The 15,847-nt window shown below is 54.5% G+C and carries 15 protein-coding genes and 1 riboswitch; of the genes, 11 read left to right on the top strand and 4 right to left on the bottom strand.

What is annotated here, in order from left to right:
- Positions 1-237 precede the first annotated feature (237 nt).
- On the bottom strand, positions 238-909 hold the full coding sequence (locus FIV00_RS26485) for a Crp/Fnr family transcriptional regulator (RefSeq protein ID WP_152503517.1): 672 nt from the start codon (positions 907-909) through the stop codon (positions 238-240).
- A 77-nt stretch (positions 910-986) separates the two neighbouring features.
- Between FIV00_RS26485 and FIV00_RS26480 the strand changes: the two genes are divergently transcribed.
- From FIV00_RS26480 to FIV00_RS26470, 3 genes are all read left to right on the top strand, one after another.
- Complete coding sequence (locus tag FIV00_RS26480) at positions 987-2,312, top strand: amidase (RefSeq protein WP_173006173.1); 1,326 nt, start codon at positions 987-989, stop codon at positions 2,310-2,312.
- Positions 2,313-2,799: 487 nt separating this feature from the next.
- Entirely contained in the window at positions 2,800-3,426 is a 627-nt protein-coding gene (locus tag FIV00_RS26475) for a LysE family translocator (RefSeq protein WP_152503515.1), read from the top strand.
- Positions 3,427-3,675: 249 nt separating this feature from the next.
- The gene (locus FIV00_RS26470) at positions 3,676-4,290 is read left to right on the top strand and encodes an alpha/beta fold hydrolase (RefSeq protein WP_152503514.1); all 615 of its coding nucleotides are present in this window, start codon (positions 3,676-3,678) and stop codon (positions 4,288-4,290) included.
- Positions 4,291-4,421: 131 nt separating this feature from the next.
- On the opposite strand, the gene FIV00_RS26465 is transcribed toward FIV00_RS26470, so the two are convergent.
- Positions 4,422-5,333, bottom strand: coding sequence for a hypothetical protein (locus tag FIV00_RS26465; RefSeq protein WP_152503513.1), 912 nt, complete (start codon positions 5,331-5,333; stop codon positions 4,422-4,424).
- 198 nt (positions 5,334-5,531) lie between these two features.
- Between FIV00_RS26465 and FIV00_RS26460 the strand changes: the two genes are divergently transcribed.
- Both FIV00_RS26460 and FIV00_RS26455 read left to right on the top strand, forming a co-directional pair.
- Positions 5,532-6,329 carry an ABC transporter ATP-binding protein gene (locus FIV00_RS26460; protein WP_152503512.1) on the top strand — a complete coding sequence of 266 codons (798 nt, stop codon included), beginning with the start codon at positions 5,532-5,534 and terminating at the stop codon, positions 6,327-6,329.
- Entirely contained in the window at positions 6,326-7,873 is a 1,548-nt protein-coding gene (locus FIV00_RS26455) for a permease (protein ID WP_152503511.1), read from the top strand. Before FIV00_RS26460 ends, FIV00_RS26455 begins: the two co-directional genes overlap by 4 nt.
- Positions 7,874-8,075: 202 nt before the next feature.
- Here the strand turns inward: FIV00_RS26455 and FIV00_RS26450 are convergent, their stop codons facing one another.
- On the bottom strand, positions 8,076-8,549 hold the full coding sequence (locus FIV00_RS26450) for a hypothetical protein (RefSeq protein ID WP_152503510.1): 474 nt from the start codon (positions 8,547-8,549) through the stop codon (positions 8,076-8,078).
- Positions 8,550-9,262: 713 nt separating this feature from the next.
- Here FIV00_RS26450 and FIV00_RS26445 point away from each other — a divergent pair.
- The 6 genes from FIV00_RS26445 (at position 9,263) to FIV00_RS26425 (ending at position 13,810) form a co-directional block, all read left to right on the top strand.
- Entirely contained in the window at positions 9,263-9,832 is a 570-nt protein-coding gene (locus FIV00_RS26445) for a histidine phosphatase family protein (protein ID WP_152503509.1), read from the top strand.
- Positions 9,833-10,006: 174 nt separating this feature from the next.
- Positions 10,007-10,233, top strand: a riboswitch (cobalamin riboswitch).
- Positions 10,234-10,434: 201 nt separating this feature from the next.
- Positions 10,435-10,572 carry a hypothetical protein gene (locus tag FIV00_RS29990; protein ID WP_173006171.1) on the top strand — a complete coding sequence of 46 codons (138 nt, stop codon included), beginning with the start codon at positions 10,435-10,437 and terminating at the stop codon, positions 10,570-10,572.
- The gene (locus FIV00_RS26440) at positions 10,572-11,330 is read left to right on the top strand and encodes a metal ABC transporter ATP-binding protein (RefSeq protein ID WP_173006170.1); all 759 of its coding nucleotides are present in this window, start codon (positions 10,572-10,574) and stop codon (positions 11,328-11,330) included. The genes FIV00_RS29990 and FIV00_RS26440 overlap by 1 nt, the downstream gene beginning before the upstream one ends.
- A complete protein-coding gene (locus FIV00_RS26435; protein ID WP_209006719.1) occupies positions 11,323-12,225 on the top strand; it encodes a metal ABC transporter permease in 903 nt (300 codons plus the stop codon). Before FIV00_RS26440 ends, FIV00_RS26435 begins: the two co-directional genes overlap by 8 nt.
- Positions 12,222-13,118, top strand: coding sequence for a metal ABC transporter substrate-binding protein (locus FIV00_RS26430; RefSeq protein ID WP_152503507.1), 897 nt, complete (start codon positions 12,222-12,224; stop codon positions 13,116-13,118). The genes FIV00_RS26435 and FIV00_RS26430 overlap by 4 nt, the downstream gene beginning before the upstream one ends.
- Positions 13,119-13,219: 101 nt before the next feature.
- Complete coding sequence (locus tag FIV00_RS26425; RefSeq protein WP_152503506.1) at positions 13,220-13,810, top strand: GNAT family N-acetyltransferase; 591 nt, start codon at positions 13,220-13,222, stop codon at positions 13,808-13,810.
- Positions 13,811-14,332: 522 nt separating this feature from the next.
- Here the strand turns inward: FIV00_RS26425 and FIV00_RS26420 are convergent.
- A complete protein-coding gene (locus FIV00_RS26420) occupies positions 14,333-15,841 on the bottom strand; it encodes an aldehyde dehydrogenase (NADP(+)) (protein WP_152503505.1) in 1,509 nt (502 codons plus the stop codon).
- Between the last annotated feature and the right edge of the window lie 6 nt (positions 15,842-15,847).

Raw genomic sequence — 15,847 nt, 5'->3', positions numbered from 1 at the left:
ACCTAAAATCTGTTCGTCTACGGCGAGAGCTTGAAAGCTGCCGCGAGAGTATTTGTAGCCTTTCTTCTCCAGGTCCATAGCGACTTGAACGCTAATACGAAGAGACGCGTGCCATTACCTGACTCTCCATTGCAAACACCTGAGAGTGTAACCGGCTTACACCTTGTGGACACAGCACCGCGTTGGTTTTACCGATATGACCGACCCTCCAGAAGAATTGCCGGACTTCTCTTGAGTTTATGTGCGTAAGAGCATTTGCCGCGTTGTCCGCAACCACTTGGCGACTTCCATACCCAGGCTCGCTTCGATCGCGATCTGTAAACTGGAATTGCGTGAAAATTTGGAGGTCAATTCCTTAAAGCTCCATGTCAGCAGTGTTGTCGGAGCCGACACCCGAACAGTAACTGGGGCAGAGAATTTGCTTTTCTGACTGAGGAGCGCGACCGCGCCAACAAAATTTCCTTCTGAGAGATCGTCAACACGTTTGCCGTCCTGCTCAACCACGAGTTCGCCTTCGACCACAAGGGACAATTCTTCAACCGAATTGCCTTGCATCACCAGGATCGTACCGGCGGGAACCGTTTTACGCTCCGCCATTCGAAGGAACTTGAATGCGTCGCGTTCGGACAGGTTCTGCAGAGCGATTGCGAAGAGACGCTGTTCTTCGTTCGTAAAAGGAGCTGGTCGCATCTCTGCCAAGAGGCGGGCAATCCAGTAAAGATTGATACAAAAAAAGAAGGTATTCCAGCCAATGGGAGCCCAAAGGGGTGACGGTTGGAGGTAGTAGTAAGGCATTAACAATGAAATCCCGAACAATGTCAGGATTCTCAACCAGAAAATGTCGCGAACCGAATAGGAAAAGAGATAAATGACATTCGCGACATTCACCAAAACATCAAGGCCGGCCATTGCTAAGCCCTTTTATTATTGAGCGATGTAGGTTTAACCTAGTCGACCGTAAGGCTTGGCGATAGATGGGAAAAGCCATGTCGGAAACTGCCAGCAACCAGCTAACGCGCACGCTCGACGCGGTCGCGAGAACCGAAGATAAGGTCCACGCCTATCGGCACGTATTGGAGCTGGAGGCTCGATCCTCCGCCAGCGACGTCGACCTCAGCAAGGCATCTTCGCCGATAGCCGGTTGGGCGTTCGCTGTGAAGGAGGTGTTCGACGTTGCAGGTGTTGTGACCTCGGGAGGGTCGCAAGCCTACGAAGATCGTGTCGCAACGTTAGACGCAACAGTGGTGGCTCGGCTGCGTGCTGCCGGTGGTACGCTAGTCGGTACGCAGGTTGCACATGAGTTGACCTGCGGTCTTGACCAACCGCTAACACGCAATCCGTGGAATCTTTCATACTATCCTGGTGGATCGAGTGCCGGAGCTGGTGTCTCGGTCGCTGTCGGATCGGCGCGCTTCGCCTTAGGCACCGATGCTGCCGGTTCTCTGCGCATTCCAGCGGCAATGACTGGAACGACGGGCCTTAAACCGACTTGGGGACTGATCAGTTCGCACGGTGTGATGCGTGAGGCATCAGCACCATCGATTGATCATGTCGGAATCATTGCCCGGTCAGCGGCGGAAATCGGCAAAGTTCTTCCAATCCTGACCGATCCCGACCCTTGGGACGCGGCAACATTGCAAGCACGCTGTGACCAGGACCAACGACCGCAACACAACAACAGGATTGCTGTTCTCGGCGAAACTACCCTTTCGGCTCTTACAGATGCCTATCCTCTAGATCCGGAAATCAAAATCGCGTTAGCCGATTCGTGTAAAGTCTTCCGACAAGCTGGCGCGGAAATCGTCGAACTGGAGCTGCCAACACTGCCGATGGCCGTTGATGCAATTGTGACGCTCTTCTCTGCGGAGCTGGCATGGGCCAATACGGCCGCTCTCGCAAAACGTCGCGACCGTTTCAATCCCAAGGTTGCAGAGATGATTGAAACTGGATTGGGCATACCTGCGGACCGATTGATGGATGCGGTGCGAGTGCGCTCAAAATTACAGAAGGAACTATCTGCTGCTTTTGCCGCTGTCAGCACACACTTTCTGCTCACACCAACCACGCCGCGTCCGGCAATGTCCCTGGCGGAATTTGATCCGACACAGGAACTTGGGACACTCATCCCTTTTACTTGCGGCTTTAATCTGACAGGAAATCCTGCAATCAGTATTCCTTGTGGCCAGACCAAAGAAGGCCTGCCTATTGGGCTACAAATTGTCGGCAGCCACTACATGGAAACAGAACTGCTTGACCTTGCCATGGAGTTTCAGCGTCAAACGCATTGGCATGAATTGCGTTGTCCCATTTGAAGCTGGGTATAGTGTTGCTTTTGCCTTTGCCGTACGAGAATGGACGAATGGTAGGGAAGAAGAGCAAACTCAAAGTGTTGATGAGATCCGCCTGAGTATTATCGGGACCGGGCCGTTGCGCGTGCGGTCTGCATTCCTCAATTCACTTGTCAAACCTGCCAGCCCGCTCCTGCCCACGAAGCTGTCAGTCCACGCCTACCCAATTTGAACGTTTGTTCGTCTACGGTGAAACCTTGAAAGCTGCCGTGAGAGTTTTTGTAGCCTTTCTTCACCGGCTGCATAGCGACTGGCATTCGAAGCGATCTGCTCCATTGCAAACTCTCCTTCGCAATGAGCTGGCCATGCGAAGCCGCAACCACCTTGTGGACACAGCACCGTGTTGGTTTACCCATATGATCGAAGCTACGAAGGCACATCGCACGCCCGAAGATCGAGGCTGGACAGGTGAATTCTCAGTCAAGTCTGATTTGACATTGGGGGCGAAGGTTTGACTGAATTTGTCTCAGCGACACTGACCGGCATTACTTTGGGACTGGCCGCCGGCCTGGCGCCCGGCCCATTGATGACCATTGTCATCGCTCAAACCATACGTCACGGCTTCAAGGAAGGACTGTTGGTTGCCGCTGCGCCGCTTGTCACGGACGTCCCTATTGTTCTGACGTTGTTCTTTGTGCTTCGGGAACTCCCAAACCAGGCGCTGGGTCTGCTCGGGATTGTTGGCGCTCTCTATGCTCTCTATTTGGCCTACGAGACCGCCAAGGCGGACACTGTCGGGGAAATCGCTGCGGCTACGGCACCAGCATCTTTGAAAAAAGGGGTTCTTGCCAATTTCCTGAGCCCTCACCCCTACCTGTTCTGGATCACAGTCGGTGTGCCTTATGTGCTTGCAGCTTCTGAAAAATCATCCCTGGCCCCCTGGGGGTTTGTTGTCGGTTTCTATCTTCTTCTGGTCGGCTCAAAAGTTGGCGTTGCCGCTCTTACGGGGCGATACCGCCATCTGCTCACCGGTCGGGCTTACCCCTACATCATGCGTGGGCTGGCAATCATGCTTGTCATCTTCGCTGTACTTCTGTTCCGCGAAGGCCTGAATTTGCTAACAAGCAGTGGCCGCTAAGCCAAACCCGCCATTAATGCAGGGTGCTAGAGCAAAGACATCGGGTGTAAACGAACTTTCGCTGTGATGACGTGCACAACCGCTTCGCGTTTTAAAAGTCGGCAAGAAGCGGCTGAAGCGTTGCTTATGTTGCATGATTGCATGCCATTGGCGCATGGTGCGAGGGTCCAGATATCTCAACCGGAAAGACGTCCAAGAGGCGCTCCACGCACCAAAGTCCAACGCCCGAATGCACATCGGAAACGCAAGGTGAAACTGCTTGTGACACACTATTTATTCGTCCCCGGGGGGAAACGCACCAAAGAAGATTTCGACAAGGTTCGCACCTTGCTGGAGACCGATGGTCATCAGACAGATGCCCTCACATTATCCGATCCCGAAAGAGCAACCCTGTCGGATCATGTTGAAGAGCTTTGCGAGCGCATCGAGGGAGCCGGAGTGCAGCGGTTGCGCCTCGTAGGGCACAGCTATGCCAGCTTTGTCATCACTGGCGCTGCGGACCGAATACCTGAGAAAATCGAAAGGCTGGTCTTTCTGGACACGCTCATTCCCGAGAGTGGAAAGTCGCTGTTGGACTTCTTCGAGATTACAGGGATCGACCCGGTTGATTTCGGAGTGCCAAACTGGCCGCCCTTTGTTCAGAAGCTTGTCTTCAATGCCACCAGGTTCAAGGCGATCCCGAAGACGTATATTCACTGCCTGAACAGCCAGTTTCTGGTCATGACCGAAAATGAGGTCAGCCACGTCAAAGCGCATTTGGAGCAGGAGCACTGGACCTATCTTGAGATTGAGGCGGACCACTATTGCATGATCAAGGTGCCCGAACTGGTCGCAAAGGCAGTCGTTAAGCAGAGCATGACCTGAGCTTCCATCCAGGCTTACACTGTGTTGGTCCCCATGACATTTTGGATTTGAGCGTCTGCTGACGCCGCCACCAATTTAAGAAGACCTTCGAAGGTCTATTGGCAGGAAATTTTCTTCCCGCCTGTGCTGGTTCAGACAAATGCAAAGTCGTCGGCTCCGACGGTTTCAAGGTTCGTTCCTGCGAGAAACACTTCGTAGCGAACCTGTGTTTCAGCAACCGGTCCATCGAGTTGCAGCTCGGTAATCCGGACCCAGGTGCCGGCGACGCCATCTACGGTCGTCTCATAGGCCGACCAATCAGCCAGATTCGGGTCATAGATCTGGAACTGCAGGATGTCGTCATCGAGATCAAAGTCCCTGATTGTGTCGAAATTTGACGTGCCTCCAGGGCTGTCGCCAAGATTGAAGGCAAAGGTGTCGCTTTCCGTCCCGCCCCAAAGAATATCTGCGCCGAGACCTCCAACAATAGTGTCGGTGCCACCGCCGCCTTCGAGGACGTCATTTCCTGCGCCGCCAAAGAGGTGATTTCCAATCTGGCGGTCGTCGCCGACAATGGCATCGTCGTGGCTGGTTCCGATGACACTTTCGATATCGGTTATGTATTCTTTGACCGTGAAAGTATTCGGATCCAGCGCGCCGCCCATCCTCAACGACACCACGATACCTTTGTCCATCCCGGAATAGCTTATCGTGTCGTGACCACTGCCTCCGTCGATCTTGTTTCCATCAAGCTCGCCCCAGAAAAAGTCGTCACCTGCTTCGCCGAACATTTCGTCCGCGCCTTCACCACCGATAAAGGTGTCGTTTCCTTCGCCTCCATAGAGAAAATCTCTGCCGCCTCCGCCGTGCAGCCCATCGTTACCACCGTTCCCGTACATGGTGTCGGAAAAGGCGTCCCCAAAAATGTAGTCAGCTCCCTCGGAGCCGATGAAAACGGCTTTCCAACCCTTGTCGACCGTCTCGGTGTCCGGCTTTGCATACTGATAGTACGGGTTGTTTTCCTGCGGCAGTTTCAGCTTGATTGGAGCAGTAAACGTGATCATTTTCAGACACCTGTTGGAGCGAAAGTGACCTTACGTTATTGCCGGGGAGTACTTCAGTCTGTTACTGCCGTCACATCCGGTCGCCTTCCAACTTTTCTTTCATTCATGGTGCTTCAATGTGAGGCAAATGACCGGGTTTTACATTAGCGAAAGGTCCCCTCGGTAAACTGGTCGAAACCTTCTATTGATGAGAGATAGATGCCGTCCTCCAGTACCACCGCCCTTGATATTTCCAACCTTCATAAGCGCTTCAGCGAACCCGCAGTCAACGGTCTTTCGCTGACTGTGCAGGATGGTGAATTCTATGCCTTGCTGGGTCCGAACGGCGCAGGCAAAACAACGACGTTGCGGATGGTCGCAGGATTGCTCGAGGCCGATAGCGGCTCCGTCAAAGTCTGCGGTGTCGACGCTTTTTCAGACCCGATTGCTGCCAAACAGGTTTTGGCTTGGGTCCCGGACGAACCCATGGTTTATGACAAGCTGACGCCGCTTGAATATCTTGAGTTTGTGGCTGGCCTCTGGAGCATGCAGCCGGACCTCGCGCGCTTCAAGGCCGATACTTTGCTTGAGTCCTTTGGACTTGAGCCCCATGCCAATGAACGTTGTGGCGGGTTCTCCAAGGGAATGCGTCAGAAAGTGGCGCTTGCCGGTGCCTTGATCCATGAACCGCGCTTGATAATCCTCGATGAACCGCTCACCGGACTTGATGCTGGGTCTGCGCGGCAGGTGAAGAAGGTTTTGTCCGGGCTTGTTGCGCAGGGAGTGTCGATCATCATGACGACGCATATCCTTGAAGTCGCAGAGCGCATGGCCGACCGGATCGGGATTATCGCCGGCGGGCAGCTTGTTGCTGAGGGAACGCTGGAAGAGTTGCGCAAACAAGCAAGCGCAGAAGGCAATTCTCTAGAGGACATTTTCCTCGACATCGTAGGTGGCGTTTCCGAAGGTGATACGCAACCGGGCAGGGCAAATCTCCTTGATGAGAAAGTGGCATGAGTGCGACAGCGGCCCGTTCCGCTTTGATGCGTTTTTCAAAGCATGAATTGCGGCTCGCTTGGCGCGACTGGGCCTGGATGTTCTCAGGTTGGCGCAACACAAGTCTGCGGCGCGCATTGATCGGCATGAGTTTGTTCTATGCGGTCATGCATCTGATCGCATATGCGGTGCTTTCACCCCATTTGACCGCCGGGTTTGTGCTCGATCAGACCGCGTTGGCAATGCTGTCGGTCACGGTTCTGCTCAGCTTCACCATGATGCTGTCGCAGGCGACGGAATCGGTAACGCGTGCGTTCTATGCCCGCGATGATCTTGATCTGATACTTTCTTCACCCGCCCCCTCCCGTGACCTCTTTCTTGTGCGCATCGTTATGATGGCTCTCACAAGCTGGGTGATGTCGGCGTTGGTCATTTCGCCATTCCTCAATGTTGCCGTGGTGCTTGGCGGGGTGCATTGGCTTGGGGGCTATATGGTGCTCCTGGCAGCATCGCTGACAGCAACTGGAGCAGGTGTGTTGATCACACTCGCACTGTTCAAGACGGTCGGAGCGCAGCGTACGCGCCTCTGCGCGCAAATCTTGGCTGCGGTGGTCGGTGCGGCCTTTCTGATCGGCATGCAAGTCGTAGCCATACTTTCCTTCGGGTCGATGTCCAGGTTCACGCTTTTCGATCCAGCGTTTGTGGCCAACCATGCGCCAGCTGCAGGCTCCGCGTGGTGGTTCCTCGCTCACGCGGTGGCTGGACAGACTGCCACTGTGTTTTTGCTTTTCGCTGTTTCTCTCTTGTTTTTTGGGGCGGGGGCCTGGTGCGGCGCCGTACAGTTTCGCCGCATTGTCGTGTTGGCACTTGGCGTCACGGAAAAGGCTCCGCGCGAACGCGCAACGGAACGGACCTTTCGCAGTTACTCGCCTCTTGGCGCGCTCGTTTTCAAGGAGCTTAAGCTCATCGCCCGCGATCCCTGGCTGGTTTCCCAAACACTGATGCAGGTTCTCTATCTTATCCCGCCAGCTGTTATGCTGTGGGTCAGTTTTGGCGAGAACGCCGAAATTTCCGTGATCATCGCCCCTGTAATTGTTATGGCAGTCGGACAGCTTGCCGGAGGCCTTGCCTGGCTGACCATCTCTGGAGAAGATTCACCCGACCTGATCGTTACGGCCCCCATCTCCGCGTTCACGCGTCTCTGGGCGAAGGTCTTGTCAGTTCTGATGCTTATCGCCGCAATAATGCTGCCGATCGTTTTGGGCCTGGCGCTCATATCGGTATGGGGCGCAGTTGTTACCTTTGCCGGTGCAATGATCGCGGCATCTAGCGCAATCCTGGTTCAACTCTGGTTCCGTGCGCAAGCCAAGCGCACCAATTTCAGACGTCGGCAAGTCGCTTCGAAAACCTCGACGCTCGCGGAAGCCGCAGCGTCCATCGCCTGCGCGGCTGGCACTGCACTCGTCGCGGCAGGGAGCCCGTTGGCGCTCCTCCCCGTCGTGCTGCTTTTAACTGTGCTTGGGATCTCGTGGAGCATTCGTCCGAAACACAGCGCAAATGCCTAAGGGATTTGCGCAAGCATTGAATGAGCAGTTTTGCAGTTTTTCCCCCTCCCAAACGTCTCCGCTTGGCAAACGCGCGACTTGGGCAGATCCAACCCGTTTCGGTGAGCGCGTTCCCGGTGAAATCCATACTCGATCAACTGATCAGGCGAACCTAAGACGGGCAGGGATGATTGTCCTGGAAACAGATTACTTTCCTGTTCTGCTAGGGCCTGCGTTGGCCATCAATGCGCCATGCAATCGATTTGCCGCATAAACAGTGCCGCATTGTCCCAAAAGCCTGCTCATAAGTGTCGTTTTGAAACGGAACAAGGCAGGTGAGTTCCGGTGGGCTCAAACGATAGCAATTCAAGCAAAATAGCGAAACAAAATTGCCCTCGAAGATCTGTTCGTTGAAACTCACGGGCAGCTCTGTTGCACCGACGGATATCGGTGAGGAAGCGTTATCCATTTTCCTGACCCGGTCTTGGAAAGCTCTTAGCCGCCTAAGCTCCACCACCTTTTGTGATTTGCTGTTCGCTTCACCAGGGTACTTTTCAAAGTGAGCATTGAAGCGGGCAATTGCGGTATCGAGTTGCTCTTCCAGATTTTCAACTCGCAGCCAAACTGTGAATTCATGCGGGAGTTCACTGAAGTTCCAGCTGTCGTTTCGGACGACAAGATATGAGGGCACGTTCATCGCCGAAATTTCCAGAAAACACCGAACATGAACACGGTTGCTCTTGTACCAACCCACCTCTGAAAGAGAAGTGTAAGCGCCGGGATCATCTGCGAATGGCACTGATTAGACAGATGACACCCAGGACCCAGGGTAGCGAGGCGAGGGTGAGAAATTCACTGTCCAGATAGTCTGCAAGGCGAACGCTGCAGTTTGTCGTATTGGTTTTGAACCCACACCCAAGGGCAACAACGAAACCCCAGGCAATAACTGGTCCAATCAGAAAAACTGCTGACACAACGAATAGAAAAATTTTCAATGAAAAACTCTGATTGATGATTGCAAGACTGGGTCTTCAGCCTGGTTGTATAGCTTGGATAGATACGAACTTGAAGTAGCTGGGGGAACAAGGCTCGCAACTAAGACACGTCCTATCAGATGCTCGATTCTTGTCCGGCTTTGCGGTTCTGCATTGTTGGCTATGGAAGCCTCTCACGTGACATCGGGAGGCGTATCGGGTCACCCCTGGAGTGTCCGCACGGGTCGGGTGGTCAAAACATTCCAGTTCGCTTCCAACTCCGAGTTGTGAGCCGGTAAAGCGCCTCTATTGTTGACCTTAAACGCACGCGTTTCTAAACAAGGTTCCAAATCAGTTACGACCGTAAATCGCGTGAATTTTCCTTGAGGTGGTATGGCGCTCCAACTCCAGGCATCGGGTGATCGCTGAGGAAAACATGCAGATAGTATTGATGAGACACGGCAAACCGGAACTCGATCTCGACGCTTGCAAGAAGGAATGGGTTTCTCCAAAAACAGTAGGAGAGATTGTAAAGCGCTATGAGACAGCAGCTTTGTCCAGCGACAGTTTTCCTCCGTTGGCCTCCAAGGCAATCGCCGGCTCATGCGCGATCGCGCTGAGCAGCAACCTGCCCAGAGCCACCCTGTCGATTGAAAGGCTTGGACTGAAAGATAGAGCAGTGATCGACCCGGAATTTCGAGAATCCGATTTGCCCTTTCTGGAATGGAAGCGCCCCAAATTGTCTTTCTTCAGTTGGGCTCTCATTTTTAGGCTGCTCTGGTTCTTTGGATTTTCGCAGAACGGGGAGTCCATTCAAGATGCAAAGATACGCGCCCAAAAATGCACCGCCACGCTATGCGACGCAGCAGCGAAACACAGCAGCGCTGTTTTACTGGGTCATGGAATTATCAACCGTCTGATTGCGCGCGAATTGACAGGTTTGGGGTGGCAAAAGGTTCAGCGCACATCTGAGGACTACTGGTCGTTCTCAATTTTTGAAAAGTGAGGCACGGGACGCGGTGTCGGCACATTTTTCGAGATAGTCCCCCAAGACGGAAGTCCAATTCGGGGTCGAAACAGGACTTCGCCGCAAACAGGTGAAGCTCTCCTTGGCGCTTTTTCGAGGGCGCCAGGCTCAGTCCATTAGGGCAAATACGTGTTGATTATTTCGAAACGAGAAAATAGTTTGCCCGCTGATGGTTCTTGCAGAATGAACATGGCTGCAAGATGAAAAGGGAACACGGTGAGGAAGAGCCGCAAGGGCGCTAAATCCGTGACTGCCCCCGCAACTGTGAGCGGTGAGCGACCCCGATAATGCCACTGGGCCCTGTCGACCAACGGCCCGGGAAGGAACGGGAAAGCTTCGACCCGCGAGTCAGGAGACCTGCCATCGCAATCTTAACTTGACCGGGCGGGGTGTCCCGGTGGGAGACGACCATGTGCAAAGCGGCTCAGCCGTTCAATAGTGTGGTGCTGCCAGATCCCCGTCCAGACGGAGAGGGCGATGCGCCAGACCACAAGACCAATACTATCGCGGCAAAACCGGAGCAGGCCTAGTTTCGAGGCCTTGCTGACCTTGATCGTTGCGTCACGTTCCGGAGCGGACTGATGGCTCAGCGTGATCCCCTTCGCGAAATGCACGACACGCGGCTTCCATGCCTGACCGAGATGAGTGTCGTTGCCCTGGCCGCAGGTGCAATTGCCCTGTCAGGCCTTCTTTGGTTTTTCATTCTGGCGGTACTCTGATGGCACCCGTCCTGGAGCTGCGAAATCTGTCCCTCGGATATCCCGATCTAACTTTGTTCAAGCACCTGTCCCTGGATGTCGACAGGGGGGCGACACTGGCGGTGCTCGGTGCGAATGGTTCCGGCAAGAGTACCTTCGTCAAAATGTTGCTTGGCTTGATGGAGCCTCTTTGCGGACGCCTGAACTGGCCGTCGGGACGTCCACGGGAGATTGGCTACCTGGCGCAGTTGACTGAGTTTGACAGGCGCTTTCCGATCCGTGTCCGCGACCTTGCTGCGATGGGGGCGTGGCGTGGCTTTGGCCTTTGGTCGGGTCTGGGCCGCAGCGGCCGCAATCGGGTGGCAGCGGCGCTGGACGAGGCTGGCATTCTTGAACTGGCAGACCGCTCGCTTCATACGCTTTCCGGTGGGCAATTGCAGCGTGCTCTTTTTGCTCGTGTCATTCTGCAAGACGCCCCTTTGATCCTGCTGGACGAGCCTTTCGCGGCGGTCGACCAGAGCACTGAGGCGCATCTCCTGTCGATCATCAAGCGATGGCGTCAAGAGGGTCGGGCAGTGGTGCTGGTTGTCCATGACCTGTCTTCGGTCCTTGACCATTGCAGTCATGCGCTGCTCCTCGGCAACGGAACAGCCACTCATGGTTTGGTGAAAGACGTTCTGACGCAAGATCAGCTGGTTGCTCAAGGCTATCTGTCTCAAAGCCAGGCATCCTGGATGTTCAAGGGCTCCTATGACCACAGGGAACCCACCCATGTTTGAACTCTTTGCCGAGATGTGGAGCTTCGCTTTCATGCGGCGTGCATTCGTGGCAACGACTGTGCTGTCTGCTTCCGTTGCACCAATTGGAGCTTTTCTCGTTCTGCGACGCCTGTCTCTTGCCGGCGAGGCCATGGCCCATGCGATCACGCCGGGCATCGTCATCGGGTTCGTTGCCGCCGGATTGTCGGTGATGTCGCTGCTCATTGGCGGGCTGGTTGCCGGGGTCGGCGTTGCCATTCTGACGGCATTGCTCGCGCGCAAAACGATCTTGCGCAGCGATGCAAGTCTCGCCTCGCTTTATCTTATTGCTCTTGCCGTCGGCATTTTCATTCTTTCAGCTGCCGGTTCAGCGGTCCCTCTCAAGAGTTTCCTGTTCGGCTCAATCCTTGGGATTGACGATGGGTCGATGATACTGGTCGGCGGAGTCGCTACGGTGACGCTAGCTGCATTTGCCGTTCTCCTGCGTCCGTTGATCGTCAGCACATGCGATCCGATCTTCTTCGAAGCGCAAACACGTCGACCTTGGCTGGTCGATCAGGGGTTCATGCTGCTTCTGGTTTTGAACCTGCTCGCGGCGTTCAAGACATTGGGTACGTTAATGGCCGTAGGCCTGATGATCCTGCCGGCAACGGCTGCCCGGTATTGGGCAAGCACTATTACTGGCCAGCTCGTTCTTGGTTTTCTGTTTGCGTTGGCGAGTTGCTGGATCGGATTGACGTTGTCGTACCTCTTTCCCGAAACCCCATCCGGCCCGGCAATTGTTCTGGTTGCCGGGGGCTTCTTTCTGATTTCGGCCCTTTTCGGGCCGCTTGGCCTCGGCGGCCGGTTCCGCAAACCGTCGCCTGGAAAAAAACTGTCTGTTGAACAATCCTATACTGAAGAGAGGATACAATGACCCTTTTGAAAACCCTGGCTGCTGGTTTCGTGGCAACAACGTTGATGGTCGGCGTAGTGCCAGCCAATGCACACGACGATCTCAAGATTGTTGCCAGTTTCTCGATCCTGGGGGACATGGTGGAACAAGTGGTCGGCGATCATGCCAAGGTAACCACGATTGTTGGCCCGGATGCCGATGCGCATGTCTATCAGCCCTCTGTTGCGGATGCGCGCGCCGTGGCTGAGTCTGATGTCATCTTCGTCAACGGTCTCGGTTTTGAGACCTGGTCCGAAACGCTGATTTCAGAATCCGGCACCGAAGCCACGGTCCACGTTGCCACAGAAGGTGTGACGCCCGTCATGGTCGATGGCGAAACAGATCCGCACGCCTGGAATTCCTTGTCAAACGGGGTGATCTATGTGCGGAACATTGCCGAGGCAATGGGTAAGGCAATGCCGGACCATGCTGATGATTTCAACGCGAATGCCGAAGCCTACATTGCAAAGCTGGAAGCTCTCGACAAGGAAACACGTACACGTCTGGCAGCTCTTCCAGAAGACCGCCGCACGGTTGTCACCGCACATGATGCCTTCGGTTACCTTGCCGACGCTTATGGCCTGACCTTCCTCGCGCCGGTCGGCATCGACACTGAAGCAGAGCCGTCCGCGCGTGACCTGGCTGTCCTTATCACGCAGCTCAAGGAGCAGGGCGCGGCTGCGCTGTTCGTCGAAAACATCACCAGCCCCGCTCTCGTGCAGCAGATTTCAGATGAAACAGGGATCGAGATCGGCGGCCGTCTGTTCTCAGACGCCCTGTCAGAGCGCGGTGGACCCGCCACCAGCTACCTTGCCATGTTCGAGCATAATCTCGGAACGCTGATTGAAGCGCTTGGCAAGAAAAACAACAGCTGAAAGCACTAGATGCGAAGGCGGTGTTGAGAAACACCGCCTTCGCATCGTTTGGATCTTTGTCTGGTCAATCCCATTTTTGCTATGTCGAAATGAGGACGGAAATGCGGAATGTGAATTATAGGCAAGGTCAAGAAAAAGACTGTCAAGAAATCGCAGAGCTGAGCTACATGGCATCTGATGGCGCGGTAGAGTATCTTTTTCGGGATCTTGTGCCCAACATGACCGCTACTGAAGTTTTGTCCAATGGACTCAAACGGGATGTATATCCGCACACTTTTCGAAGCACTATTGTTGCTGAATGCGAAGACAAAATTATTGGAATGGCTATGTCATATCCAGCTGAGTTTCATCGAATTACCAGTGAACTCAGAGAGTTTTTGCCTGAAAGCCGATTAGAACGGTTCACAGATTTCTATTCGTCGAAGGTTGAAGGCAGCTATTTTCTGGATGCAATTGGAGTTTATCCGGAACACAGGAGGAGCGGGATCGGCAAGCACCTGTTGGATGAGACGAAGAAAAAGGCTGTTATTGAAGGATACAATGAGCTCAGTCTTATCGTGTTTGCTGACAATCAAGCTGCAATTGGATTTTACAAGAAAAACGATTTTCACTATGTCGAGTCGATCGAGCTAATGCGGCATGAACTCATGCCACATGACGGGGGTTGTTGTTTGTTAAATTGCAAAATTTAGGAGCTTTGTCTTTGCAGCTGGCAGATTGGGCCAGCGGTCGCACGCACTAACATTGGGGTTTGGCCGAGTTTTGCTTTGTATTTAATGGAAGGTTGCCGCCAAAATGCTGTGCCGTCCGTAAACGTCAGCCGTCTTCTGGCCGCTTTCCTGGTGCCGCAAAATGCCGATGATCTTTTCCTCTGCGAACCTTGAAAGCTTCATTCCGTCCCTCTCCTAATTGCAACGGGCTCTACACTAGTTTGAGGAATTCTTGGGTCTTGGGTCAGTCGTTGACGTTGTTTCCAATAAACTCTCTTAAACGCGACAGCCCACTCACGGCACCCAAAATTGCCGTTGGAACATGGGCTTGATGCTCCCATATCGAACTTCGCATGGCCACCCTGAGGCATAGGTCACCAATTGCAGATCCTGAATTGGTGACCAGTTTGACATCGAACAAATACTACAGTCGGCGCCAACGACCGTTTCGCGTCTCCATCTTGAACGTTCGACGTCTATCGAACCGTCCTCCAAAGCGGTATGTCAGTTTTGGAGATCTAGCGGCAGGATATCAGCTGGAATGTTTTGATAGCAGACCGGTCGCAAAAAACGACGGATTGCAAGAGTGCCCACTGACGTTGCACCAAAATTCGTTGAGGCTGGGTATGGCCCGCCATGGACCATCGCGTCGCAAACTTCAACGCCGGTCGGGAATCCGTTTGCGAGCACGCGGCCTGCTTTACGCTCCAGAATAGGCAGCAATTTCAGGGCGCTGGACGTATCACCCGCATCCATGTGAAGCGTGGCAGTGAGTTGACCTTGAAGTTTCTTTGCAACAGCCAGCATTTCATCCATATCCCGCGCAACAACAAGGAGACCGAGCGGCCCGAATACCTCCTCTCCCAGATCTTCGCTCTCCAGCCAGGTCTCTGCGGACGTGGACAGGAGACAAGGGGACGCTTCACGGGCGCGATCTTCTGCAGAAATCAGAACAGCCGTTGCCGTGTGCGAGCAGAACTGCTTCCGTCCCTCGGCGAAGACGGAGGCGATCCCGCTGGTCAGCATGGTCTGGGCGTCGACAGCGCCAAGTGCCTCAGTCGCCGCTTCTGTGAAGGCCTCCGCCCGCTCGCCTGCCGTAAGAACAACAATGCCCGGATTGGTGCAGAACTGGCCGCACCCTTGCGTCAACGACCCCGCCCAATTCCGGGCGATGGCGTCTGCCCGATTGGCCAGAGCCTCCGGCAAGATGAACATCGGATTCGTGGATCCCAATTCTCCAAAGAACGGGATCGGGATCGGCCGCTGCGCACACAGGTCGAAAAGTGCACGCCCTCCGCGTAGAGAACCGGTAAAGCCGATGGCGGAGATCAGAGGATGTTTGACGAGAGTCTCCCCAACAATCCGACCACCGTCATGAACCATGCTGAAGACACCGGGGTGAACACCCGACGTTCTAATCGCAACATCAAACGCCTGCGCGATCAGGGAGGAAAGTCCCGGATGCGCAGGGTGTCCTTTCACCACAACCGGACAGCCCGCAGCCAGAGCGGAGGCTGTATCGCCACCTGCAACTGAAAATGCGAGCGGAAAGTTTGAGGCACCGAAGATGCCAACCGGTCCGACGGGCCGTTGAATGAGCCTAAGGTCCGGACGTGGTAGAGGCGAGCGGTCAGGTAATGCTGCTTCGTGACGCTCGTCGAGATAGTCACCGGCTTCAATGTGATCCGCAAACAAGCGGATTTGCGCGACCGTACGGCCCCGCTCACCCTCCAGCCGGGCTTCCGGCAGTCCGGTCTCTTTGGTGCCCATCGCCGTGATTGCACCACCGAGCGCGTCAACTTGAGTGGCCACGTTGCGCAGGAAGGCAGCGCGTTCAGTTCGAGGCAAGGAGCCATAACTCCAGAATGCCTCTTCCGCTGCCTCACATGCCCGGTTGATCATCTCAGGCGTACCCTGGGCGAACTGATCCGCCGTTCCACTCGCGGGTTCATTGGAAAACACCGTGTCCGATGTGAGCCACTCTCCAGCGACCAGCGACTGCGTTTTTACCATATGAGA

Source organism: Labrenzia sp. THAF82 (assembly GCF_009363435.1).
Lineage (GTDB): Bacteria > Pseudomonadota > Alphaproteobacteria > Rhizobiales > Stappiaceae > Roseibium > Roseibium porphyridii.
Note: the sequence above shows the minus strand (reverse complement) of the source record. Positions and strands in the feature narration are given on the sequence as shown.

Excerpts from the sequence above, each read along its gene's own strand:
- FIV00_RS26485 (WP_152503517.1), bottom strand. The coding sequence starts at position 909 with ATGGCCGGCCTTGATGTTTTGGTGAATGTCGCGAATGTCATTTATCTC.
- FIV00_RS26480 (WP_173006173.1), top strand. The coding sequence starts at position 987 with ATGTCGGAAACTGCCAGCAACCAGCTAACGCGCACGCTCGACGCGGTC.
- FIV00_RS26465 (WP_152503513.1), bottom strand. The coding sequence starts at position 5,333 with ATGATCACGTTTACTGCTCCAATCAAGCTGAAACTGCCGCAGGAAAAC.
- FIV00_RS26460 (WP_152503512.1), top strand. The coding sequence starts at position 5,532 with ATGCCGTCCTCCAGTACCACCGCCCTTGATATTTCCAACCTTCATAAG.
- FIV00_RS26455 (WP_152503511.1), top strand. The coding sequence starts at position 6,326 with ATGAGTGCGACAGCGGCCCGTTCCGCTTTGATGCGTTTTTCAAAGCAT.
- FIV00_RS26450 (WP_152503510.1), bottom strand. The coding sequence starts at position 8,549 with ATGAACGTGCCCTCATATCTTGTCGTCCGAAACGACAGCTGGAACTTC.
- FIV00_RS26445 (WP_152503509.1), top strand. The coding sequence starts at position 9,263 with ATGCAGATAGTATTGATGAGACACGGCAAACCGGAACTCGATCTCGAC.
- FIV00_RS29990 (WP_173006171.1), top strand. The coding sequence starts at position 10,435 with ATGGCTCAGCGTGATCCCCTTCGCGAAATGCACGACACGCGGCTTCCA.
- FIV00_RS26440 (WP_173006170.1), top strand. The coding sequence starts at position 10,572 with ATGGCACCCGTCCTGGAGCTGCGAAATCTGTCCCTCGGATATCCCGAT.
- FIV00_RS26435 (WP_209006719.1), top strand. The coding sequence starts at position 11,323 with ATGTTTGAACTCTTTGCCGAGATGTGGAGCTTCGCTTTCATGCGGCGT.
- FIV00_RS26430 (WP_152503507.1), top strand. The coding sequence starts at position 12,222 with ATGACCCTTTTGAAAACCCTGGCTGCTGGTTTCGTGGCAACAACGTTG.
- FIV00_RS26425 (WP_152503506.1), top strand. The coding sequence starts at position 13,220 with ATGCGGAATGTGAATTATAGGCAAGGTCAAGAAAAAGACTGTCAAGAA.
- FIV00_RS26420 (WP_152503505.1), bottom strand. The coding sequence starts at position 15,841 with ATGGTAAAAACGCAGTCGCTGGTCGCTGGAGAGTGGCTCACATCGGAC.